Below are 22,109 nucleotides of genomic sequence, written 5' to 3' on the forward strand. Positions count from 1 at the left end.
ATGGAGCAAGCCCTCGCATTTGCCCTGGCCCTCACCGCCCAGCGCGATGAGCCGCATCTGTGCCACTGGTGGAGCTCGACCCTCCATGCCAGCTTCCAGCCCAGGGGGCTGCTGCTCGGCATGCTGGATGTGAGCGGCCGCCAGCTCGAATGCAAAGGCTGGGTCAGGGGGAAGGAAGTGGCGCTGGGGCTGGCGGTGGACGATTTTTCCCACCCGCTGGCCTATGTGCTGCACAAGGCCCAATCCCGCACCTGGGACTCCCTCTATGGCGGTGCCCGCATCGAGCACGCCGGTTTTCGCGCACTGCTGGCCGACCTTGGCCAGCAGTGCGGCCTGCACGCCTATCCGCTGCTGGATGGCAACGGCAAGCCGTTTGCCGTGCTGGCCCTGATGGATGAGGGGGAGGTGCTGCGGGCCTGGGCCGATGGCCCCGAGCTGGCCCAGCTCTCCCAGGTCTTTTGCAACCAGCTCACCCTCATTCGCGATCTCGGCCGCAGCCGACGGGATCAGGGGGTACTGCGCGACTCCCTGCGCCAGATGAAGGGAGAGGGGGAGCGGCTACGTCAGCACGAGAAGCTGCTCGGCGATCAGCTGGTCGGCCAGTCGGCGGTGATCCGCGGGCTGCGCGAGCAGATCAATCAGGCTGGCCAGCACAAGCTGACCGTGCTGATCCAGGGTGAGACTGGCAGCGGCAAGGAGGTGGTGGCACGGCTGGTGCACCAGTGCTCCGATCGCGCCAACAAGCCCTTTGTCGCCATCAACTGCGCCGCCATCCCGGAGAACCTCATCGAGAGCGAGCTGTTCGGCTACCAGAAGGGGGCCTTCTCTGGCGCCCTTGCCAACAAGACCGGGCTGGTGGCCCAGGCCAACGGCGGTACCCTGTTTCTGGACGAGGTGGGCGACATGCCCGCCGCCATGCAGGCCAAGCTGCTGCGGGTGCTGGAAACCCGCAGTTACCGGCCGCTCGGGGCCGAGCAGGAGTATCACTCCGATTTTCGCCTCATCGCCGCCACCCACCAGCCGCTCACCCGTCATGTGGAGGAGGGGCGGTTTCGGGCCGACCTCTACCACCGTCTCTGTCAGTGCCTGCTGCTGATCGCCCCCCTGCGCGAACATATCGAGGATGTGCCGCTCTTGTGCCAGCACTTCATGGCCCAGTTTGCCGCCCAGGATGGCAAGACGCTCGCCGGCTTGCAGCGCAAATTTTTGAAACAGCTGCAGACCTATGACTTCCCCGGCAACGTGCGCGAGCTGCGCAATCTGCTGGAGGTGGCCTGCGCCCATACCCGCTCCGGGGAGGAGGTGGGGCTGGAGTCGCTGCCGCCCGAGTTGCGTGAGCGGGTCTGTGTCGAGTTGCCCGGCTACATGGACGATTACAACCACATCCGCGATCTGCGCCGGGCCATGCAGCAGTACGAGGCCTCCGTCATCGAGGCGCGCCTGCGCCACTTCCACGGCAACCGGATGTTGGTGGCCGAGAGTCTCAACATTCCCAAGCGCACCCTGGATCACAAGTGCCAGAAACTGGAGGTGAACTGATGAGCCTCATCGCCCTATTGCCTCTGCTGCTGGCCACCAGTGCGGCCGAGGCACCGCTGGACATGGCGCGCTGGCAGGCCTGCCGGCAGGAGCCCTCACCGCTGGTGCGACTCGCCTGCTACGACGCCATCGGCAATGGCGCGGCCAGTGCCACCGAAGGGGATTCCCCCAAATCGGCGGCCTGGCAGGCCATCTGGGCCCAGGAGCAGGCCCGCACGCCAGCGAGCGCCCCCTTCCTCCTGCAAAGCGATGAAACGCGTGGCAGTGAAACACTGACCCGTCCGGCGCTGCGCGGCGCGACGCTCTCCATCGGCTGCGTCGACAGCATCACCCATATCCGGCTGCGGCTGGATCAGCCCTGGAGCGGCGAGAAGGTGCAGGTCGAGCTGGATGGTCAGCCGAGTGCCGGCTCCCAGAGCTGGTTTATTCGGGATCAGGGTCTGTTGCTGGAATATGGCCGCGGTCTGCCCGCCATCGAGGAGCTCAAACGCTGGCTGGGCCATCGCGAACTGCAGGTGCGGGCCGACAACGGTGCCCTCTTGCGGGTCGACCTGAGCGGCCTGAAAGAGGCGCTGGCACCGCTGCGTCAGCAGTGCCGCTGGTAGGAGGGGCGATGAGCTATCAACACCCCTGGTGTGCACGCCTGCTCACCAGCCTGCCGGATGAACAGATCAGAGGCGCGGTGCTGGCCGACGAGCCGCGCTGGGACTATGTGGAGACCGAGCTGGTCAAGCTGGGCTCCCTCGCTCACAGCCAGGTCGATCTCAATGCGGTGGCCGAGGCCTGCCTCGGCTTGCTGGAGAGCCGCACCAAGGATATGCGGGTGCTGGCCCAGTTGCTGCGCTGCCTGCAGCACCCGGCCAAGGCGACCCCGCTGGGGGCGGCGATCAGTCTGCTGGAGGCCTGGATCCAGGCTTACTGGCTGCTGGCCTGGCCCGGCAATGCCAGCCAGAAACAGCGGCTGATGGTGCAGATCGTCAAGCGCTTCGAAGGGGGCCTGCCGCGCATCTGCGAGAGCGCCTCGGCGGCCGAGCTGGCCCAGTTGCTGGCCCAGGCCGAACAGCTGGAGCGGGTCTGGCTGGCGCAGTGTCCCGACAAGGGGGAGCTGCTCGACCCGCTGGTGATGGGACTGAAGCGGGCCCAGCGCCAGCAGGTGGCACAGGCGCAGGCTGATGCTGCTGGGCAGCCCCAGAGCAGCGGCGCGGCGGCAGCGGGCTCCCCGGCCTCGGTGGCGTCGACCGCCAGCGGTGCCGGCGCCATGGTGCTCAGCGGCGGTGGCGGCAGTGCCGGCGTCGACGTCGACAGCTCCAACGATCGCGCCTGGCGCCAGACTCAGCTCAAGGTGGCGGAGCTCCTGATCGAGCGCCAGCCGGAGGCGGCAGTGGGCTATCGACTGCGCCGTCATGCCGTCTGGGCCGGGATCACGGCGGTCCCCATGAGCGGGGCAGGCAATAAAACCCCGCTGGCGCCCATGTCGGCGGACATGGTGGACGAGTACCGCGCCGCCATGAACGCCCCTGATCAAGGGCTCTGGCAGCGCATCGAGCAGAGCCTGACCCTGGCCCCTTACTGGTTCGAGGGGCATAGGCTCTCGGCCGAGGTGGCCCAGAAACTCGGTTTTGGGGCGGTGGCCCAGGCGATCGCCGAGGAGCTCGGGACTTTTCTGCAGCGCCTGCCGGCCCTGCGGGAACTCGCCTTCAGCGACGGCACGCCGTTCCTCTCCCCCGAGTGCAGCCGCTGGCTGCAACCGGCCAAGGGCGGCAGTGTCGGCAGTGGCGAAACAGGGCTGGCCGAGGAGGTCGCCCTGCGCCATGGCGAGCAGGGGGTCGCGGCGGCGCTCGCCCTGCTCGATGAGCGGATTGCGCAGTTGAAAGAGCCAAGAGATCGCTTCCACGCCTTGCTGGTGCAGGCGGAGCTGTTGGCGCAGGAAGGCATGGAGGCGCTTGCGCGCCAGCACTATCAACACTTGTGGCAAGAGGCCAGTCGCCTCGGGTTGTCGCATTGGGAGCCCGGGTTGGTCAACCGCCTGGAGAGCCTGGCGGCGCCGTTGTCGAAATGAGTGCCGAAATGAGTCATTGAGTCGGAGTTGGATCACATTTTATGTTCAAAACCATTTTTACTTTTCTGCGGCAACAGCTGCCGAAATTGAAACCCTCCTGGCCCCTGCTCGGTGCTGTGCTCTGGGTGCTCGCCCTCATCCTGGTGTGGTGGCTCGGCCCTCGTCTCGAGGTGCGCGGCGCCAAGCCGTTCGAGCCGCTGTGGGGGCGGGTGGTGTTCACCCTGCTCTGGCTCTGGCTGCTGCTGGGAGTGGTCTCTTGGCGGGTGTGGCGCAAGATGCAGCAGCTCAAGGCCGAGCGTCAGCACGAACAGGTGCTGGAGCAGGACCCGGTCAAGGGGCTCATCGACAGGCAGGCGCTGTTCCTCGATCGCTGGTTGCAGGCGCTGAATACCCATCTGGGCAAGGGGGCGCTCTACGCCATGCCCTGGTATCTGGTGCTGGGGTTGCCCGGCAGCGGCAAGAGCAGCCTCATTCACCGTGCCAACCCGGCCAACAAGCTCAACCCGAGGCTCGACACCGAGCTGCGCGACGTGGCGCAGGATCAGCTGGTGGATTGCTGGCTGGGGGAACAGGCGGTGATGCTGGATCCGGCCGGGGTGCTGCTCTCCCAGAGCGAAGCCGAACTGGATCCCCAGGCCCGCAAGCATGAGCGGCTCTGGCTGCACCTGCTCGGCTGGCTCAATGAACACCGCCGTCGTCAGCCCCTCAATGGCCTGGTGCTGACCGTGGATCTGGCCTGGCTCTCCCACGCCAGCGTGGCCGAGCGCAAGGCTTATGCCCAGCTGATGCGCTCGCGTCTGCAGGAGGTGTCGGCCACCATGAATACCCGGTTGCCGCTCTATGTCACCTTCACCAAGCTCGATTTGCTGCGCGGCTTTGACGTGATCTACCAGCAGCTCGACAAGGAGGCCCGCGAGGCCGTGCTGGGGGTGACCTTCAAGCCGGGCGCCGACTGGCAGCAGGATCTGGCCCTGTTCTGGGATCAGTGGGTGGACAACCTCAACCAGAATCTGCCCGAGCTGATGCTGAGCCGGCTCGATGCTGCCCAGCGCAACGCGCTGTTCTCGTTCGTGCGCCAGCTGGCGGGACTCAAGGATTACGTGACCAGCCTGCTGGCCGAGACCCTGGCCATCGAGGAGAGCAAGCCGCTCTTGGTACGCGGGGTCTATGTCAGCTCCGTCTATCAGCAGGGGGTGCCGTTCGATGCGTTTGCCCAGGCGGCCTCCCGCCGCTACAACCTGCCAGAGCCCATCCACTCGGCTCTGCGTGGGGAGTCCAACACCTATTTCGTGCGCCAGCTCTTCTCCTCCATCATCTTCCCGGAGGCCCATCTGGCCGGCGAGAACCGGTTGCACACCCTCTATCGCCGTCGCCGCATGGCCATTGGCATTGGCTGCCTGTCGCTCTTCTCGGCAGCCCTCATCGGTGGCTGGCACTACTTCTACCGGGTCAACGAGGAGGCGGGCCGCAACGTACTGACCAAGGCCCAGGCTTTCATGGAGACCAACGAGGTGGCTGATGCCCACGCCTTCGGGGTGAGCCAGCTGCCGCGCCTCAACCTCATTCGCGAGGCGACCCTCTCCTTTGGCAACTACCGCGAGCGCATGCCGCTGGTGGCCGATCTCGGCCTCTACCAGGGGGACGAAATTGGTCCTTATGTGGAGGGTTCCTACCTGCAACTGCTGAGCCTGCGCTTCCTGCCGGCCCAGATGCAGGGGTTGCTGGCGGATCTCAACCAGGCACCTGCGGGGAGCGAGGAGAAGCTTGCCATCCTGCGTGTGATGCGGATGCTGGACGATGCGTCCGGTCGCAACAAGGAGCTGGTGGCGCAGTACATGGCGAGCCGCTGGCAGAAGGCCTTCCCGGGGCAGGGGGCGGTACAGGAACAACTGATGGGGCACCTGGATTATGCCCTCGATCACACCAACTGGTATGGCGCCAGGGCAGAGCGGGATCAGGCCGCCATCACCGCCTTCGTGCCCTTCAAGGAGCCGGTCTACGGTGCCCAGCGCGAGCTCGGCAAGCTGCCCATGTATCAGCGGGTCTACCAGAACCTGGTGGTGAAGGCGAACGACGTGCTGCCGCCGGATCTCAACGTGCGTGACGAGGTGGGCCCCACCTTCGACACCGTGTTTGCCTTGCGCAGCGACAACGCCGGCCAGGTGCCGCGGCTGCTGACCTGGCCCGGTTTCAACGACTTCTTCCTGAAACAAGACAAGGCCCTCATCGATCTCACCGCGATGGATGCCTGGGTGCTGGGCCAGCGCAAGCTGAGCCAGCTGAGCGAGGCGGATCGCAAGGAGATCACCCGTCAGGTCAACGACCGCTATGTCACCGATTACGTCAACCAGTGGCAAAAACTGCTGACCAATCTGGACGTGCAGACCCTGGAGAGCCCGGAGCAGGCGCTGGACGTGCTCGCTGCCATCACCGGCAACGATCAGCCGTTCCAGCGGGTACTGGCCTCGCTGGATGACAACACCCGCATTCGCAAGATCTCCGATGTGGAAGGGGACCCGGCCCAGGCCATCAGCGCTCGCATCGGTCGCCCCTTTATGGCCACTAATGGAGTATTGGCTGGACGTGGTGAGCAGGGGCCGCTCATTCAGGAGGTTAACCAGAAGCTGGTGGAGCTGCAGCACTACCTGGAGCTCATCGTCAACGCCACCGAGCCGGGCCAGTCCGCCTTGAAAGCGGTGCAGCTGCGCATGACCAACAAGTACGCCGATCCGGTGTTCGCGCTGCAGCAATATGCCCGCAGCCTGCCGGCCCCGCTCGATCGCTGGGTGGGTCAACTCTCCGAGCAGAGCTCGCGGCTGGTGATCGACCTGGCCATGTCCTCCCTCAACCAGGAGTGGCAGGACAAGGTGCTGGCGCCCTTCAACAGCCAGCTGGCCGGCCGTTATCCGTTTGATCCGAGCTCGAACAAGGACGTGCCCCTCTCCGAGATGGAGCGCTTCTTTGCGCCGGGCGGGACGCTGGACAGCTTCTATCAGGTCAACCTCAAACCCATGGTGGAGAGCGGCCTGATGGAAGGGGAGTTCAGCTCGCCCATCCAGGCCGAGCTGGTCAAGCAGCTGGACCGTGCTGCCCGCATCCGCCAGATCTTCTTCAGCCAGCAGGGCAACCTGGAGGTGCAGTTCGCCCTCGAGCCCATCGAGCTCACCGCCAACAAGCGGCGCAGCGTGCTGAACCTGGATGGCCAGCTGCTGGAATACGCCCACGGCCGTCGTACCAAGATCCCGCTGGTGTGGCCCAACACCATGCGCGACGGGGCCGAGAGCAAGATCACCCTGGTGCCGGCCGCCCGCGAGCGTTCACCGCGCAGTGAAGGCTTCGTCGGCCCCTGGGCCATGTTCCGTCTGATGGACAAGGGGGAGCTGACCCAGGTCAATGACGCCACCTTCGATGTGCGCTTCCCGGTGGATCAGGGGGCCATGACCTATCGCGTCTACACCGACAGCGCGCAAAACCCCTTCACCGGCGGCCTGTTCAGCCAGTTCAGACTGCCCGAATCCCTCTATTGATCGCGTCGGGGGCACGTTGTGCCCCCTTCCTGCGTTGGAAGTTCATATGTCACAGAATCAACAAGGTCAGCAGGCCCTGAAAGTGGGGCGCGACCCCAGGATGTTGCCGGAGTACGAGGCGCTGCGGGCCGAGATCAACAAGCTCAGCCACGCATCGCGCCCTGAGGTGGACTGGCAGCGGATCCATCAGCTCGCCAGCCTTATCTTCGAAAAACACGGGGTGGATCTGCAGACCGCCATCTATTTCACCCTGGCCCGTTCGCGCCTGCAGGGGCTGAGCGGTTTTACCGAAGGATGCGAGTTTCTCGCCAACCTCATCGTCACCCAGTGGGAGAGCTTCTGGCCGCCGGTCCATCAGGAGCGGGCCCGTATCGAGATGCTCGACTGGTTCATCGCCCGTATCAGCGACGTCATTCGCCAGTACCAGATCAGCCACGAGGACAAGCGGCTGATCTATCGCTGCGAGCGGGCGCTGCAGCTCATCAGCGAGAAGCTGCACAATGCGGATCTGAGCCGCATTCCCCGAGTTGAAAACCTGGTGCACTTCATCGAGGGGTATACCCACCTGTTCGATGAGACCGAGATCGTCATCGTCTCCGACGAGCCGGGCCTCAAGGAGGATCTGCAGATCCCGCCCATGGTGTTCTTTAAGTCCGACATGGAGAGTGATCACGGTGGCACGGTCTCGGCATCGACCCCGCACCTGCCCCAGGGCAGCATTCTGGTGGGGCGCGAGAAGGGGCAGGTCAAGCCCACCGTGCTGAAGATTGAGCAGCACCGCCGGCAGCGTCCCGCCTGGTTCTGGTTTGGCTGCGGCCTGCTCAGCTGCGCCCTGCCGGTGATGGGGTGGCTCGGCTGGCAGCAACATCAGCAGGAGAAAACCGTGGCGGCCCAGCGCCTGGTACAGCCGGCCGCCGAGCTGCCCCGAGCCCTCAGCTACGACGACATTCGCCAGGCACGCATCGTGCTGGGGGAGCAGACTCTGCAGAACATGGAGAGCGATCTGGTGGCCCGCTACCAGAACCAGTTGACCCGGCTCGAGCAGACGTCGCCGCTCTACTGGTATCGCTACGGCGAGGGACTGCGCAACTCGTTACAGATGCTCTATCCCGACTCGCTGGCGGTCAAGGCGCTGGACAAGCAGTGGCAGACGCAGCTTGGCAGTCAGCAGGGGGATGTCATCAGCGTGCCCACCTATCTGGATGCCCGCGCCGGGGTGGATGCCCTGCTTGATCAGCTGCTGGAGCTGGAGCGCCAGCGCAAGACGGTGACCATCTCCTACCTCAAATCCCAGCTCTACGAAGTGCAGAAGAACCTGATGCAGAACATCCCGTTCAGTCTGCGCCTGGATGAACTGGAGGCGAGAAAAGCCTCCCAGGAGCCCATCACGGCTGCCGAGCTCAAGAGCCTGGAAAATGATCTGAAAGCGCTCAACATCCGCCTCTATCAGCTGCAACAGGGCGCTTCTGGCAGCTGAAAATGCTGGTATGAGCAAAGAGTTGCGCAAGGCATGGTGAATTTGACTGGCAAGGCAAGGTTTGCCGGGAAACTTGCCCTGTCTTGCGCAATGGATTGCAGCAGATTGGTCAGACTCAACGAGATTGAATCGTAATTAGCTGATTTTTAATGTAATTGTTTGCGACTTTGCCATGGCACGGAGGCTGCTGGGTCGCTGTTCCAACTGTCTCTGCACCAGGCTGCGCTTGCACCATGGTTGCCCCACGGAGAATCCAGATGTGTCCTTCTATTGCATTGCTCGGTGACATCGGCACCGACCACGATGGTTTCCACCCATCTCCCGTGATTGCCGCCAGCCCCGATGTGTTCCTCGATGGCAAACCGGTGGCCCGCCAAGGCGATCCGCTGGCCCCTCACGACAAACCCAACAATCCACCCCATCCGCGCAGCATCTCGGGCGGCGTCGGCTCTGTGCTGGTCAACGGCAAGCCCATCGCCGTGACCGGTACCGCCGTCGGCTGCGGCGGCGTGGTGATTGGTTCAGGTAGCGGACAGGCAGGTTAAGGAGCGCTTCATGGCAGACAGCACAGGATTACAATTTACCGTCAAGGTGGGGGCCCTGCCCGAGAGCACCTTCGTGGTGGCCGAATTTGCGCTGGATGAGGCGTTGAACCGGCCGTTCAACCTGCGCCTGGAGCTGGCAAGTGCCCAGCCCGACATCGACTTTGGCGCCGTGTTGGACCAGCCGTGCGAGCTGCTGGTGTGGTACAACGGCGAGCTGCAACGTCGGGTGTGCGGGGTGGTCAGTGACTTCGCGCAGGGTGACAGCGGCTTTCGCCGCACCCGCTATCAGCTCATGGTGCTGCCGGCCCTGTGGCGTCTCTCTTTGCGCCAGAACTCCCGCATCTTCCAGGTGCAGAAGCCCGATGAAATCCTCTCCATCCTGCTGCAAGAGCACGGCATCACCGACTACGCCTTTGCCCTGAAAAACGAGCATGCCAAACGGGAATACTGCGTTCAGTACCGGGAAACCGACCTCGACTTCGTGAACCGACTCGCCGCCGAAGAGGGGGTGTTCTATTTCCACGAGTTTGAAGCGGGCAAGCACCGTATTGTGTTTGCCGATGACGCGGCCGCCCTGACCGCCGGCCCCGAGCTCTTCTTCAATCTCGGCAACCGTTCGCTGGAGCAGGGCCCCTATGTGCGCCAGTTCCACTACCGGGAGGCGGTGCGCCCTTCGGATGTGGAGCTCAAGGACTACAGCTTCAAGACCCCGGCCTATGGTCTTTCCCATAAGAAGGTGGGAGCTGAGCTCGAACACCAGCGCGATACCTACCAGCATTTCGACTATCCGGGTCGCTACAAAGAAGACCCGAGCGGCAAGGCCTTTGCCCAGCACAGGCTCGATGCGCTGCGCAATGACGCAGTGGCGGGCAGTGGGAAGTCCAACAGCGCGGCTCTGCTGCCGGGCCAGACTTTTTCACTCACGGAACACCCCAATGGCAGCCTCAATACCGACTGGCAAATCGTCCATATCCGCCATATCGGTGAACAGCCACAAGCGCTGGAAGAGGAGGGGGGTAGCGGCCCCACCGTCTACCACAACGAATTCGGGGTGGTGAAAGCCAGCGCCACCTGGCGGGCACTCATCGGCAGCCCGGAGGCCCCCCACAAGCCCATGGTGGATGGCCCGCAAATCGCCATGGTGGTGGGGCCCGAGGGGGAGGAGATTTACTGCGACGAGCATGGCCGGGTGAAACTGCAATTCCCGTGGGACCGCTACGGTAGCTCCAACGACCAAAGCTCCTGCTGGGTGCGGGTGAGCCAGGGTTGGGCCGGCGGCCAGTACGGCATGATGGCCATCCCGCGCATCGGCCACGAGGTTATCGTGAGTTTCCTTGAAGGGGACCCGGATCAGCCCATCGTGACCGGTCGCACTTATCACGCCACCAACCGGCCACCCTACGAGTTGCCGGCCAACAAGACCCGCACCGTGCTGCGTACCGAGACCCACCAGGGTGAAGGTTTCAACGAGCTGCGTTTCGAAGACCAGGCGGGGCAGGAAGAGATTTACATCCACGGCCAGAAAGACCTGAACGTGCTTATCGAAAATGATGCCGCCTGGCACATCAAGCACGACCAGCACACCGATATCGACAATGAGCGGGTGACCCGCATCAAGGCCAACGACCACCTGACGGTAGAGGGTGAGAAGCGCGACCAGATAAAAGCCGACTACTCGCTGACGGTGGATGCCAGCCTGCACCAGAAGCTGGGGCAGTCCCTGCTGGTGGAAGCCGGGCAGGAAGTGCATATCAAGGTGGGCGACAAGTTGGTGCTGGAGGCGGGTTCTGAAATAACCCTCAAGGGAGGCGGCAGCTTTGTCAAAGTTGACCCGAGCGGCATCAAGTTGGTGGGCCCCGCCATCAAACTCAACGCCGGTGGCAGCGCCGGATCTGGCTCTGGCTGGGGTGGCAAGGCTCCCGTTGTGCCCAAGGGGGTAGAAGTGGTCAAGGCTCCCGAGATGGTTGAACTGGTCAAGGCCATCCCCACCGAGAAGGCGATGGAGGCGCTCTTGAAAGAAGAGAAGCCCGGTGCGTTTTACCTCTTTTCTGAATAAGGAAACAGCATGAAGTTTGCATTTCCCATCCTCACAGCCAAAGGGGAAGAGTTCAAAGATGCCAAGGCACTGACGGCGCTGATCAATGGCGAGCAATCGGGTCACTATCTTCTTGGCAATCACAACAAATGGCATGGCGGCATTCATATCAGCGACAAGAGTGCTCCTTGGTGCAAGGATAAGTACCCTGTCAGAGCCATGGCCGATGGCAAGGTGGTGGCCTTCCGGATGATGAAGGATTACCTGACCTCTGAATTTCAGGGGGAGTCCTTGCGTTATTCCAACTGCTTCTGCCTGGTACAGCATGAATATTGTGAAGTGAATGCAGAGACCAAGGCGAAAAACGAGTTCACCTTCTACTCGCTTTATATGCATCTGCTGCCTTGGGATCAGTACCAAAGTACCGAGAAGCTGGTATTGAAGAAGGGGTGGAATGCACGCAATTCCGTTCCCCATGCCAATCCCGATGCCGAGCAGCAGCGTGTTGATGCCGCTTTGCCTCGTTTCACCTTGCCCAAGGATACCGAGCTGGAAATGGACAGCAGTGTGCCATCCCAAAAGGGGAATGTCGGGGGCAAGGTGTATGACTTCATCAAGGTGATCATCAAGAGTCAGCTGTCCAATACCCAGATGAAAGAGGCTGAGAAGGCCGGTGTTGTGGTCAGTCAAGGGAGTTCGGTCTGGATCGCCAATAGTCCGGCCGCTGTTGAGGTGATTAAACCCAACCTGCCTACTTGGCTATTCGATCAGATAGAGGCGGAACTGTTGACTAATATGGTTGGTCGTGCGGATCCTGTTCTCAATGGGCCTACAGGCCGTCTGATGGCGGGAGACCGAAGCGTTTCTCTGCCCGCAGGAACAAAAGTGACGTATGATGTCCACCAACTCGAATTCCATTGGGTGGGTGACAAGGCGCGCAAGATGGCAAGATGCGAATATGTGACACCGAATGCAGATGGTGCTACGGGTAATTGCGGTATGGCCTGGGTGTGCGTCGAAGATGAATTTATCAAGGTAAATGCGCGTACACCTTCTCATCTTGGCGAGCTATATGTGTTGCCATCTCCCGTGGCCATTGCCGCAGGTGAGACCATAGGCTATCTCGGCTTGGTGGAAACGCCAGGCTCTTTGATTGGAGGCAAAAAGAGCAAGTATCAAGTCCATCTTGAAGTTTTCACCCAGGATCCTCGTCTTGACGATGTGCTGGCCAACAAGGCGGGAACAAAAGGCGGTGCTACCTATGCCAAGGTCCTGGCGGGACTCGTCTTGCACGAAAAGAAAAAGCAGGAAGATAAAGATCTTTGGGTGGCAACCGGTGACAAGAGCCTGGAAGAGTTGGTTGAGTCACCAAAGTTTGAAAAAGATGCCGCCAAGCAGGAGTGGGTTTGTGTTTCGTCAGGAAAATATGTCAAGAAAGAGCAAGTCGAACTGTTAAGTCAGCATGACTGGCTGAAGATTGGTTTTAAAAAGGTCGATGGTTCAGGCTCCGATGGCTATCTGGATCCCGATGCGCCACCCAGCTTCTTTACCGAATTGGTAAAGAGTTTCGATACTGATAAGAGTGGTGAGCTTAGCAGTGAAGAAATACAGGCGGCCTTACAAAACAGCAGCAATGCAGAAAAACTTCACAAACTAATCGTCAAGCATCCCAGTGAGTGGTATGAAAAATCATCGGCCAGCAGTTATCTGTGGCTAGATAAACTGATGACCAAGATTGGCTTGCCTGATTTTGACCTCTTGGTGGGTCACGAGAAACAGCGTATCGATAAGCTGGAGTGGATGCAGAGTGCTGCCAAGCTAAAGCTTGATAAGGAGGTCTGGCATTTTAATCCATTGCTAGTATTGATTAATAAAAAAGTCAATTCATGTTATCGATTGCTTTGGGGACAGAAAGTAACAGTTTCATTAGGAAGCGAAAAAGCTTGTGAGTTCAGACGTAGAGTTGTTGATATATGTGCTGAAGTGTGGGGTGAGAATAAAAAAATTGAGTATGCAAATGTTTTAATGGCTTGTATGGCTGTTGAAACATCAAGGATATTCACTTCTTCGGTGATTCTTCTTAAACCACTTAGAGATACTAATGGTGCATATATATATAATAAAAATGGTAGGATTAAAAAATCATATCAACCTGTACCTAAAAAAGAAATTATAAATGATGTAAGTATTGCTAAAAAAAATCCGGTTGGCTTAATACAATTTACTGGACCTGCGGTCCAGCAAATTAACAAAGTTCATTCTACCAATATAACCAAACAAGATTTGGCGTTAATGGATGAACTTGAACAGTTGGATTATGTAAAGAAATACTTCACATCAAGAAAAGACCTTCTAGAAAAATTCAATGGACCGGAGGATATATATCTTTTTATTTTCTGTCCTGAAGGTGTTGGAAAAGATGATGATTATGTTCTTTATAGTAAACAAGATGATAATGAATTTGGGGTTGATTATTATAAGAGCAACAGTAGCTTAGATTCAAATCTTCATGGTAATGAAGGTAACAATGATCAGAAAATCCAAAAGAAAGAACTATTGTCAAGGTTGAGGAAATTAATGGTTGAGGGGGAGGAGTACATTAACGAGTGCTGCTGTGGTATCTCTAAAAAAGAACTCTCTCGTTTAGAATTGAGTGGCGAAAAATGGGTAAGCCGCTATCCAACAAGCAAGAGTATAGATGACCTTGAACTTGGATTTTCTAAAAATGTAAGGAAGTTTATATCTGCGATAGAGTCTGCTGGTGGGCAAGTTAGAATTTCTGCAACCTATCGGCCAGTTGAACGTGCTTACTTGATGCATTATTGTTGGCGAATTGCTAAAGAGGGGTTTGCTCCTGAAAAAGTACCAAAGATTCAAGGTGTTGATATTGATTGGGAACATAATAACGAAAATGGCATACCAGATAAGCAAGCTGCAATCATGGCAGCTAAAAAAATGGTAGCAGCATACAACATAATATATAAGCCATCTTTAACCTCTCGACATACAGAGAAAAAAGCCATAGATATGACAATCACTGGAGTTCGAGGTCTATTTATTAAAACGAATAATGGGAAGCTTATTGAGATAAAAAATAGCGATGACCTGCACCGTGTTGGAGCCAGTTATAATGTCTTTAAGTTGGTAAGTGACCCTCCGCATTGGTCCATTGATGGGAGATAATATTTTGAAATATATTTTGTTTTTCTTTATAAGCTCTATCGCGTGGGGGAGTTATGCTTCCGATTCTTATCAACCCGGAATATTTGTAAAGAATTCTAATGGTAAATATAATTTTATTGTAAGTGGTGGTATTAATAGTGGAGGTGTACTGCTGGTCGCTGATGAATGTGAAGGCTCTAAATGTTACAAGAAAGTAGACTCTTCGTATATGCTTAATAAAGGGGAGGATTTAAATTCTAGCGATGAGATTAACTTCAATAAAGTTTATAGATACGAGGTTTCAGGTATAAATATTAAAAATGAAATTACAATTGCATACTATTTTTTGAATAAAAAAAATCTATCTAGGACAAGTTTAATAAAAGAGGGGGGGCAATACGTTATTAATGTTGATGGGGATATGAATAAAGGATTTGTTTGTAAGTCTGAAGAGGGTGTTCACTTGTACACACTTTCTATAAACAAAAAAATTAATAGCCATGTATACTATTCTCTGGGATATAGTGTTAAACCAGATTGCGATAGGTTTATGTATGAATAAATTTCTTTCAGAAAAAGCAATGATTTTGATTTTTATTTTTTCTTGTGTTTTTCCAGTAGAGGCTTTTTCTAGTGTATTTAATAAAAAATTAATCCTAAATCAAAAGCAAGAGGAATTGATTGATGGTAGCGTGGCTAGTCAAACATATATATTTGATTTTGATGGTAATAAAGCCTTTCTAAAGATAAAGTCATGGCATTCTATGTATTCCTGCGATGGGAACTATGTTGCTATAAATAATAATGGTATCATATCGCTTTCATGGAATGTATCAGTCAATGGGAAAGACTATTTTTGTGACTCCCCATCACCACAGTTTAAAATCAAAGTTAAAAACAATAAATTTTATTTAAATAGTCAGTTATTAAAAGATGAAAATGAATGGTATCTGATGACTGAAAAGTAATTTTCAGTTTATAGCTAGCGTTTTCAACCGGGTGAGATCATCTGTGTGCTATGAGGGTGTTAGGTATAAGATAAAGCGAGTAGCTATTACATAACACCGGCCTAGCGCCGGTGTTGTTTTATCGTCATTGTAGTGGTCTAATCATCCCGGACACCATTTTAGGTGGTACAGTCACCACCTTGACCTGAGGTGTTCAATGACATGAGTATGTCGCTCATTTACTGCTGAATTCAAACTCGAAGCCGCATCCCTGGTGCTCGACCAGAGATATTCTGTCCCAGAAGCCAGCCGCTTACTGGATGTTGGTGAAACCGTACTTCGCCGCTGGGTTCAGCAGCTTCAATCCGAACGCTGTGGCACTACCCCAATCAGCAAAGCGCTGACTCCGGAGCAGCAGAAAATCCAGGAGCTGGAGGCCCGTATCAACCGGCTCGAACGTGAAAAGGACATTCTAAAAAAGGCTACAGCTCTCTTGATGGCGGACGAGTTCACACGTACGCGCTGATAGACCGATTAAGGGAGCAAGCCCCCATCACCTTGGTCTGCTGCGCTTTCGATGTTCCCACCTCCTGTTTTTACGATTATCTGGCTCGCAGGCGGACGATTAACCATGAGCGTATGCAGCAGCGTAGTGAGTTGCGCCGGTTGTTCAAAGCGAGCAGGGACTCGGCAGGCAGCCGGGCCTTGATGTCGATGATGCGGGAGTTGGGGTATCAGATTGGCCGATTCAAAATACGTAACTTGATGAAGGAGGCCGGGCTGGCATCCAAGCAGCCGGGCGCACACCGTTATAAGGTGGCACAGTCTGAACGACCGGACATTCCCAATCTGCTGGCCCGCAAATTTGATGTCCAGCAACCCAATCAGGTGTGGTGTGGCGATATCACCTACGTCTGGGCAGGTGGCCGTTGGCATTACTTGGCAGCGGTGCTTGGCCTGCATACCCGGCGGGTTGTGGGGTGGGCGATGTCAGATAAACCAGATGCCGAGCTGGCCGTGAAAGCACTTGAGATTGCGTATAAGCAGCGGGGTTGTCCGCCCGGCGTGCTGTTTCACTCCGACCAGGGCAGCCAATATGGCAGTCGGGCATATCGGCAACGACTGTGGCGCTATCGCATGACCCAGAGTATGAGTCGGCGTGGAAACTGCTGGGATAACGCCCCGATGGAGCGGTTGTTCAGAAGCCTGAAGTCAGAGTGGCTCCCGGCAACGGGATACATGAGCCTGCGGGAAGCGAAGCGGGATATTAGTTATTACCTGATGGATTACTACAACTGGCGGCGTCCACATCAATACAATGACGGGATACCGCCAGCAGAGGCCGAGAATCGGCTTAACTGTGTGTCCGGATTTAGTTGACCACTACACATCTTCTTCGGTACCAATTTCATAGCCTTCTTGAACATGTAATAAGGGGGACTGTCCCTCCATCATTAGGCCCTGACGAGATCACTGGTTGTTGTCGTGTTCTAGGTAGCTGTCCAGGCCTGTTTGCATCTGCTCCACCGGTTCGTCCGGGCAGCGCTCATCGAGCAGAGGTTGATGTAACCGCTCGATAAAGCTGTTGCTTTGTGGCCTATGCACCTTGGTTTTCCGGTGGCGAATCCCTTTCAGGTGCAGGAACAGATCGTAGGGATGATGGTAAGGACACTGCTAGAACTTACGAGACAGTATAAAACTGCGCCTATGGACTTCGAAGAGCAGCTGTGTGTTTCATTGAGCGCATGGACCGGGGTCACCGGCTGCTTGCAGCGGTAGCGTCGTCCTCAGGTGTGTTGGTTGTAGCAACCTATACAGCTTGCAGGTACACCTCACCAATCCCCTTGAGCGAAGGTGTCGACTGCCATCAGCTCTCCGGTGTAGTGAACCTCAATATAGTGTTCTATGAACTCGGGACTGAAGCGTTCGAGCAGGCGAATTTGCTCGTCATTGAGCACAATCGTTTGTTCTTGGTGGTTTTTCTCGAGGCGCAACAAACAGTCGTATCTGGCGTGCAGGTCGTGACGTTGTTATACGCCACTCAGACCACCCGTACCGACGTTGATGCCACTTGGAATGAGCACTAATGAAACCTATTGCAGACATCTTGCAGTGAACCACCCGGATGAAAAAAGGGGTTTATTTCTACCGGATTTAAATAGATAAGACTGGATGTCTTCTGCAAGGAGATAATGGGGTGGCTGATGGGGCTCGAACCCACGACAACCGGAATCACAATCCGGGACTCTACCAACTGAGCTACAGCCACCACTGAAGATAACCATCAATGCCTGCATTGGGGAGATGCATATCATCAATGGCGCGCCCTGCAGGATTCGAACCTGCGACCCACGGCTTAGAAGGCCGTTGCTCTATCCGACTGAGCTAAGGGCGCATTGCCTCGACAAACCTGACGGCATGTCGAAAAACCTGGTCGGTGATAAAGGATTCGAACCTTTGACCCTCTGGTCCCAAACCAGATGCGCTACCGGGCTGCGCTAATCACCGAAAATCTCGTCTCCAGCATAGCGACAGCGGCTGTACTGGGCAACGGGCCGGCATCATACCCAAGCGGGAAAGCCAGCGTCAACGAATTTTTCCACCAATGAATTCAAATGCCTACTTATTGCCCTCCATGCGAGAGCCGCTAACACCCGTGGCAAAAAAATGCGACAATGCGCGGCAGTTGAACACATGGTGAGTGAAGAACGATGTCTGCCAAAATCATTGATGGAAAACAGGTTGCGCAAACGATTCGCAATCAGGTCGCAGCGCAAGTCCAACAGCGGTTGGCACAAGGAAAACGGGCGCCGGGTCTGGCGGTGATCCTGGTCGGGGTAGATCCTGCCTCTCAGGTCTATGTCGGCAGCAAGCGGCGTGCCTGTGAAGAGGTGGGCTTTATCTCCCGCTCTTACGATCTGGATGCGACGGCAAGCCAGGAAGAGTTGTTGGCACTGATCGATAAGCTGAATGAAGACGCAGACGTTGACGGTATTCTGGTGCAGCTCCCCTTGCCGGCTCACTGCGATACGACTCAGGTATTGGAGCGTATTCGCCCCGACAAGGATGTGGATGGTTTCCACCCCTACAACGTGGGTCGGCTGGCACAGCGTATTCCGGCACTGCGTCCCTGCACGCCCAAGGGCATCATGACCTTGATTGAAACGACCGGGGTCAAGACACACGGCTTGCATGCGGTGGTGGTCGGTGCGTCCAACATCGTTGGCCGGCCGATGACGCTGGAGCTGCTGTTGGCCGGTTGCACTACCACTACCTGCCACCGTTTCACTCAGGATCTGGAAGAGCAGGTTCGCCGTGCCGACCTGCTGGTGGTCGCCGTTGGCAAACCCAATTTCATCCCGGGTGAGTGGGTCAAGCCGGGGGCACTGGTGATCGACGTGGGTATCAATCGGTTGGCGGATGGCTCTTTGGTCGGTGACGTGGAGTTTGAGACTGCCCGCAACCACGCATCCTTCATCACGCCCGTACCGGGTGGAGTAGGCCCCATGACGGTAGCCAGCCTGATGGAAAACACCCTGAGCGCCTGTCAGGACTATCACGACAACGCAAAATGATCTTTGCCTGACTGACCCGCCAGGAGAATGCACTTCTCCTCTGGCTCGCAGCAATAAAAAAACCGGCAAGCCGCAAGGTTGCCGGTTTTTTTATTTATCCAGTTCGACTCTTACATGTTCTGTGCTTCGTTTGGCACAATGACAGAGGCATGATTGCCTTTCGGCCCCTGCTGCAGCTCGAAGTTGACTGCTTGACCTGCTTTCAACGTCTTGTAGCCTTCCATTTGTATCGTGGAGTAGTGGGCGAAAATATCCTCGCCACCTCCTTCCGGACAGATAAACCCAAATCCTTTTGCGTTGTTAAACCACTTGACTGTTCCGGTTGCCATACATCTACATCCTTTTATTGATTACCTTGAAGTCGTTGAGTAACCTGCGCCAGCCCTTTATAACTAGTAACATAGCCCATAGCAGACGGGCGCCGATTAGCAAGTAACCAATCTAGTCTAACTTTTGAGCGAGTCAAGGAGTTGTTAACAACTGATGTGATCTGGTTAACAAGTCTATTGACCAATCTTGTGTTAGGCGGTAGTAATCTAGAGGTACCAAAGCGCGACTATGAGCAAGCAGAAAGAACTCTTTGCTAATGAAGAGATTGCAGAGGCAGAGAAAACCAAGCTGCAACCGCCACCCATGTACAAGGTCGTTCTGAACAACGACGACTACACACCGATGGAGTTCGTGGTGGAGGTGCTGCAAAAGTTCTTTGGTATGGATTTGGACAAGGCCACTCAGGTGATGCTGAGCGTGCATTATAGTGGTAAGGGAGTCTGTGGCACATTCACCGCCGAGATTGCCGAAACCAAAGTGGTCCAGGTCAACACCTATGCACGTAACAACGAACATCCACTGCTCTGTACCATGGAAAAGGCTTGAATCTGATGACTTGATGGCGATGACGACACCACATTGTTGCTGTACTAGGGGAGGTGCCTATGTTGAATAAAGATCTAGAAAAGACGCTGAACGAGGCTTTCAAACTGGCCCGTGACGAGCGCCACGAATTCATGACCGTCGAGCACCTGTTGTTAGCCCTGCTGGATAACAGCTCAGCCAATGAGGCGCTGAGTTCTTGTGGTGCTGACGTGGAGCAGATGCGCAAAGAGATCAGCGCATTCATCAGTCAAACAACCCCGCTTATCCCCCGTGATGATGAAGACCGCGAGACCCAGCCCACACTGGGCTTCCAGCGCGTGCTGCAACGCGCCGTGTTCCACGTTCAGTCCTCCGGCAACACCGAGGTCAGTGGAGCCAACGTGCTGGTTGCCATCTTCAGCGAGCAGGAGTCCCAGGCTGCTTACTTTCTGAAAAAGGCCGAGATCAGCCGGCTGGATGTGGTCAACTTCCTCTCCCATGGAGTACGCAAAGACAGCAAACCGGACAACAGCAGCAACAACGTCGAGTCTGACGACGAGGTCTCTGCTGCCCAGATTGAGAGCTTTGCCACCAACCTCAATCAGCTGGTACTGGAAGGGCGTATCGATCCCCTCATCGGGCGCGATCAGGAGCTCAACCGTACCATTCAGGTGCTCTGCCGCCGTCGCAAGAACAACCCCTTGCTGGTGGGCGAAGCCGGGGTGGGCAAGACAGCCATCGCGGAAGGGCTGGCCTATCGTATCGTCAAGGGTGATGTGCCCGAGGTGATTGCGGGCAGTACCATCTACTCCCTGGATATGGGGTCGCTGCTGGCGGGGACCAAATATCGCGGTGACTTCGAGAAGCGCCTCAAGGTGCTGCTCAAGCAGATCGAACGGCAGGAAGGGGCCATCCTGTTCATCGACGAGATCCACACCATCATAGGGGCGGGGGCTGCCTCCGGTGGTCAGCTGGATGCGGCCAACCTCATCAAGCCGCTGCTCTCCAATGGCTTGCTGCGTTGCGTCGGCTCTACCACCTACCAGGAATACTCCCAGATCTTTGAAAAAGACCGCGCCCTGGCGCGTCGCTTCCAGAAGATCGACATTGTCGAGCCCAGCGTGGATGACACTACCCGCATCCTGATGGGCCTCAAGAGCCGCTATGAGGCGCACCACGGGGTACGTTACACCGTCAAGGCCATCCGTGCCGCGGTGGAGCTCTCCGCCAAGTACATCAATGACCGCCATCTGCCGGACAAGGCGATCGACGTGATTGACGAGGCCGGGGCGGGTCAACGCTTGCTACCGGTGAGCAAGCGCAAGAAAGTGATCAATGTGCAGGAGATCGAAACCATCGTCGCCAAGATTGCCCGCATCCCGGAGAAATCAGTTTCCTCTTCCGACAAGGAAGTGCTGAAGAACCTGGAGCGCAATCTCAAGATGGTGGTCTTTGGCCAGGACAAGGCCATCGAGGTACTGACAGACTCCATTCGCCTCTCCCGCTCGGGGCTGGGCAATGAGCGTCGCCCTGTGGGCTGCTTCCTGTTTGCCGGCCCGACCGGGGTAGGCAAGACCGAGGTCACCCAGCAGCTCGGCAAGGCGCTTGGCGTGGAGGTGCTGCGCTTTGATATGTCCGAGTACATGGAGCGCCACACCGTCTCTCGTCTGATCGGGGCGCCTCCCGGTTATGTGGGGTTCGAGCAGGGAGGCCTGCTGACCGACTCTGTCCTCAAGCATCCGCACTCAGTGGTACTGCTGGACGAGATCGAAAAAGCGCATCCGGACGTGTTCAATCTGCTGTTGCAGGTGATGGACAACGGCACCCTGACTGACAACAACGGGCGCAAGGCGGATTTTCGCAACGTGATCCTGGTGATGACCACCAACGCGGGGGTACAGGAGACCCAGCGCAAGTCAATCGGCTTCCAGCAGCAGGATATGAGCCACGATGCCATGGCGGTGATCAACAAGACGTTCAGTCCGGAGTTTCGCAACCGGCTTGATCACATCATCTGGTTCAACCATCTGGACATGCAGATCATCCATCAGGTGGTCGACAAGTTCATCGTCGAGTTGCAGGTTCAGCTGGATGCGAAAGGGGTATCCCTTGAAGTGTCCGAGGGTGTCCGCCACTGGCTGGCCGAGAAAGGGTATGACAGGGCCATGGGGGCAAGACCCATGGGGCGGGTCATCCAGGAACACCTCAAGAAACCCCTGGCCAACGAGATCCTGTTCGGGGCGCTGGTCGATGGGGGGGTTGTGAAGGTTGAGTTGATAAACGACAGCCTCAGCTTTGACTATCAGGTCAATGTTGAAGCCGTTTCCCACTAAGCATTGAACAGTTGAAAGACCACAAAAAACCCCAACCGAAAGGTTGGGGTTTTTT

At 56.8% G+C, this 22,109-nt stretch carries 15 protein-coding genes, 3 tRNA genes and 1 pseudogene; 14 read left to right on the forward strand and 5 right to left on the reverse strand.

Going from position 1 to position 22,109, the window contains the following annotated elements:
* The 11 genes from vasH (at position 1) to AB5Y94_RS04435 (ending at position 16,671) form a co-directional block, all read left to right on the forward strand.
* Positions 1-1,539, forward strand: a complete 1,539-nt coding sequence (gene vasH / locus AB5Y94_RS04385) for a sigma-54-dependent transcriptional regulator VasH (protein ID WP_368205030.1) — start codon at positions 1-3, stop codon at positions 1,537-1,539.
* Positions 1,539-2,144: a type VI secretion system-associated protein VasI gene (gene vasI / locus AB5Y94_RS04390; RefSeq protein WP_368205032.1), complete on the forward strand. Its 606-nt coding sequence runs from the start codon at positions 1,539-1,541 to the stop codon at positions 2,142-2,144. The genes vasH and vasI overlap by 1 nt, the downstream gene beginning before the upstream one ends.
* Positions 2,145-2,152: 8 nt before the next feature.
* Positions 2,153-3,598 carry a type VI secretion system protein TssA gene (tssA, locus tag AB5Y94_RS04395; protein ID WP_368205033.1) on the forward strand — a complete coding sequence of 482 codons (1,446 nt, stop codon included), beginning with the start codon at positions 2,153-2,155 and terminating at the stop codon, positions 3,596-3,598.
* Between the two features lie 41 nt (positions 3,599-3,639).
* Positions 3,640-7,125, forward strand: a complete 3,486-nt coding sequence (tssM, locus tag AB5Y94_RS04400) for a type VI secretion system membrane subunit TssM (RefSeq protein ID WP_368205035.1) — start codon at positions 3,640-3,642, stop codon at positions 7,123-7,125.
* Positions 7,126-7,171: 46 nt separating this feature from the next.
* Positions 7,172-8,602, forward strand: coding sequence for a VasL domain-containing protein (locus AB5Y94_RS04405; protein ID WP_005300006.1), 1,431 nt, complete (start codon positions 7,172-7,174; stop codon positions 8,600-8,602).
* 257 nt (positions 8,603-8,859) lie between these two features.
* Positions 8,860-9,147: a type VI secretion system PAAR protein gene (locus AB5Y94_RS04410; RefSeq protein WP_017411057.1), complete on the forward strand. Its 288-nt coding sequence runs from the start codon at positions 8,860-8,862 to the stop codon at positions 9,145-9,147.
* A gap of 10 nt (positions 9,148-9,157) precedes the next feature.
* Complete coding sequence (gene tssI, locus AB5Y94_RS04415) at positions 9,158-11,203, forward strand: type VI secretion system tip protein TssI/VgrG (protein ID WP_368205037.1); 2,046 nt, start codon at positions 9,158-9,160, stop codon at positions 11,201-11,203.
* 9 nt (positions 11,204-11,212) lie between these two features.
* A complete protein-coding gene (locus AB5Y94_RS04420; RefSeq protein ID WP_368205039.1) occupies positions 11,213-14,365 on the forward strand; it encodes a hypothetical protein in 3,153 nt (1,050 codons plus the stop codon).
* Positions 14,355-14,906 (forward strand): hypothetical protein, encoded by a 552-nt coding sequence (locus tag AB5Y94_RS04425; RefSeq protein WP_368205041.1) that lies wholly within the window; start codon positions 14,355-14,357, stop codon positions 14,904-14,906. Before AB5Y94_RS04420 ends, AB5Y94_RS04425 begins: the two co-directional genes overlap by 11 nt.
* The gene (locus AB5Y94_RS04430) at positions 14,899-15,312 is read left to right on the forward strand and encodes a hypothetical protein (RefSeq protein ID WP_368205042.1); all 414 of its coding nucleotides are present in this window, start codon (positions 14,899-14,901) and stop codon (positions 15,310-15,312) included. The genes AB5Y94_RS04425 and AB5Y94_RS04430 overlap by 8 nt, the downstream gene beginning before the upstream one ends.
* Before the next feature lie 250 nt (positions 15,313-15,562).
* Positions 15,563-16,671 (forward strand): IS3 family transposase gene (locus AB5Y94_RS04435; RefSeq protein WP_368205143.1). Its coding sequence is split into 2 segments (ribosomal slippage): positions 15,563-15,764 and positions 15,764-16,671, totalling 1,110 coding nucleotides; the frame shifts between segments, so codons are not numbered across the junction.
* A gap of 8 nt (positions 16,672-16,679) precedes the next feature.
* Here the strand turns inward: AB5Y94_RS04435 and AB5Y94_RS04440 are convergent.
* The 4 genes and pseudogenes from AB5Y94_RS04440 to AB5Y94_RS04455 form a co-directional block, all read right to left on the reverse strand.
* Positions 16,680-17,360, reverse strand: a pseudogene (locus AB5Y94_RS04440) (IS481 family transposase); the annotation flags it as partial.
* Positions 17,361-17,484: 124 nt separating this feature from the next.
* Positions 17,485-17,560: transfer RNA gene (locus tag AB5Y94_RS04445), tRNA-His, on the reverse strand.
* 49 nt (positions 17,561-17,609) lie between these two features.
* A tRNA-Arg gene (locus tag AB5Y94_RS04450) sits at positions 17,610-17,686 on the reverse strand.
* A gap of 36 nt (positions 17,687-17,722) precedes the next feature.
* A tRNA-Pro gene (locus AB5Y94_RS04455) sits at positions 17,723-17,799 on the reverse strand.
* A 203-nt stretch (positions 17,800-18,002) separates the two neighbouring features.
* Here AB5Y94_RS04455 and folD point away from each other — a divergent pair.
* Positions 18,003-18,866 (forward strand): bifunctional methylenetetrahydrofolate dehydrogenase/methenyltetrahydrofolate cyclohydrolase FolD, encoded by an 864-nt coding sequence (folD, locus tag AB5Y94_RS04460; RefSeq protein ID WP_005300012.1) that lies wholly within the window; start codon positions 18,003-18,005, stop codon positions 18,864-18,866.
* Between the two features lie 110 nt (positions 18,867-18,976).
* Here the strand turns inward: folD and cspD are convergent, their stop codons facing one another.
* A complete protein-coding gene (cspD, locus tag AB5Y94_RS04465) occupies positions 18,977-19,195 on the reverse strand; it encodes a cold shock-like protein CspD (protein WP_005300025.1) in 219 nt (72 codons plus the stop codon).
* A 229-nt stretch (positions 19,196-19,424) separates the two neighbouring features.
* Here cspD and clpS point away from each other — a divergent pair, with 229 nt between their 5' ends.
* Both clpS and clpA read left to right on the forward strand, forming a co-directional pair.
* Complete coding sequence (gene clpS, locus AB5Y94_RS04470) at positions 19,425-19,742, forward strand: ATP-dependent Clp protease adapter ClpS (RefSeq protein WP_005300028.1); 318 nt, start codon at positions 19,425-19,427, stop codon at positions 19,740-19,742.
* Positions 19,743-19,801: 59 nt separating this feature from the next.
* A complete protein-coding gene (gene clpA / locus AB5Y94_RS04475) occupies positions 19,802-22,054 on the forward strand; it encodes an ATP-dependent Clp protease ATP-binding subunit ClpA (protein WP_010634216.1) in 2,253 nt (750 codons plus the stop codon).
* Positions 22,055-22,109: the final 55 nt, after the last annotated feature.

Source organism: Aeromonas sp. s5, from assembly GCF_040907865.1.
Classification (GTDB): Bacteria; Pseudomonadota; Gammaproteobacteria; order Enterobacterales; family Aeromonadaceae; genus Aeromonas; species Aeromonas dhakensis.

Bases quoted from the DNA above. Each gene is read 5' to 3' on its own strand.
- tssA (WP_368205033.1), top strand. From the start codon at position 2,153: ATGAGCTATCAACACCCCTGGTGTGCACGCCTGCTCACCAGCCTGCCG.
- cspD (WP_005300025.1), bottom strand. From the start codon at position 19,195: ATGGCAACCGGAACAGTCAAGTGGTTTAACAACGCAAAAGGATTTGGG.
- tssI (WP_368205037.1), top strand. From the start codon at position 9,158: ATGGCAGACAGCACAGGATTACAATTTACCGTCAAGGTGGGGGCCCTG.
- folD (WP_005300012.1), top strand. From the start codon at position 18,003: ATGTCTGCCAAAATCATTGATGGAAAACAGGTTGCGCAAACGATTCGC.
- AB5Y94_RS04405 (WP_005300006.1), top strand. From the start codon at position 7,172: ATGTCACAGAATCAACAAGGTCAGCAGGCCCTGAAAGTGGGGCGCGAC.
- clpS (WP_005300028.1), top strand. From the start codon at position 19,425: ATGAGCAAGCAGAAAGAACTCTTTGCTAATGAAGAGATTGCAGAGGCA.
- vasH (WP_368205030.1), top strand. From the start codon at position 1: ATGGAGCAAGCCCTCGCATTTGCCCTGGCCCTCACCGCCCAGCGCGAT.
- AB5Y94_RS04430 (WP_368205042.1), top strand. From the start codon at position 14,899: ATGAATAAATTTCTTTCAGAAAAAGCAATGATTTTGATTTTTATTTTT.
- AB5Y94_RS04425 (WP_368205041.1), top strand. From the start codon at position 14,355: ATGGGAGATAATATTTTGAAATATATTTTGTTTTTCTTTATAAGCTCT.
- AB5Y94_RS04420 (WP_368205039.1), top strand. From the start codon at position 11,213: ATGAAGTTTGCATTTCCCATCCTCACAGCCAAAGGGGAAGAGTTCAAA.
- AB5Y94_RS04410 (WP_017411057.1), top strand. From the start codon at position 8,860: ATGTGTCCTTCTATTGCATTGCTCGGTGACATCGGCACCGACCACGAT.
- vasI (WP_368205032.1), top strand. From the start codon at position 1,539: ATGAGCCTCATCGCCCTATTGCCTCTGCTGCTGGCCACCAGTGCGGCC.
- clpA (WP_010634216.1), top strand. From the start codon at position 19,802: ATGTTGAATAAAGATCTAGAAAAGACGCTGAACGAGGCTTTCAAACTG.
- tssM (WP_368205035.1), top strand. From the start codon at position 3,640: ATGTTCAAAACCATTTTTACTTTTCTGCGGCAACAGCTGCCGAAATTG.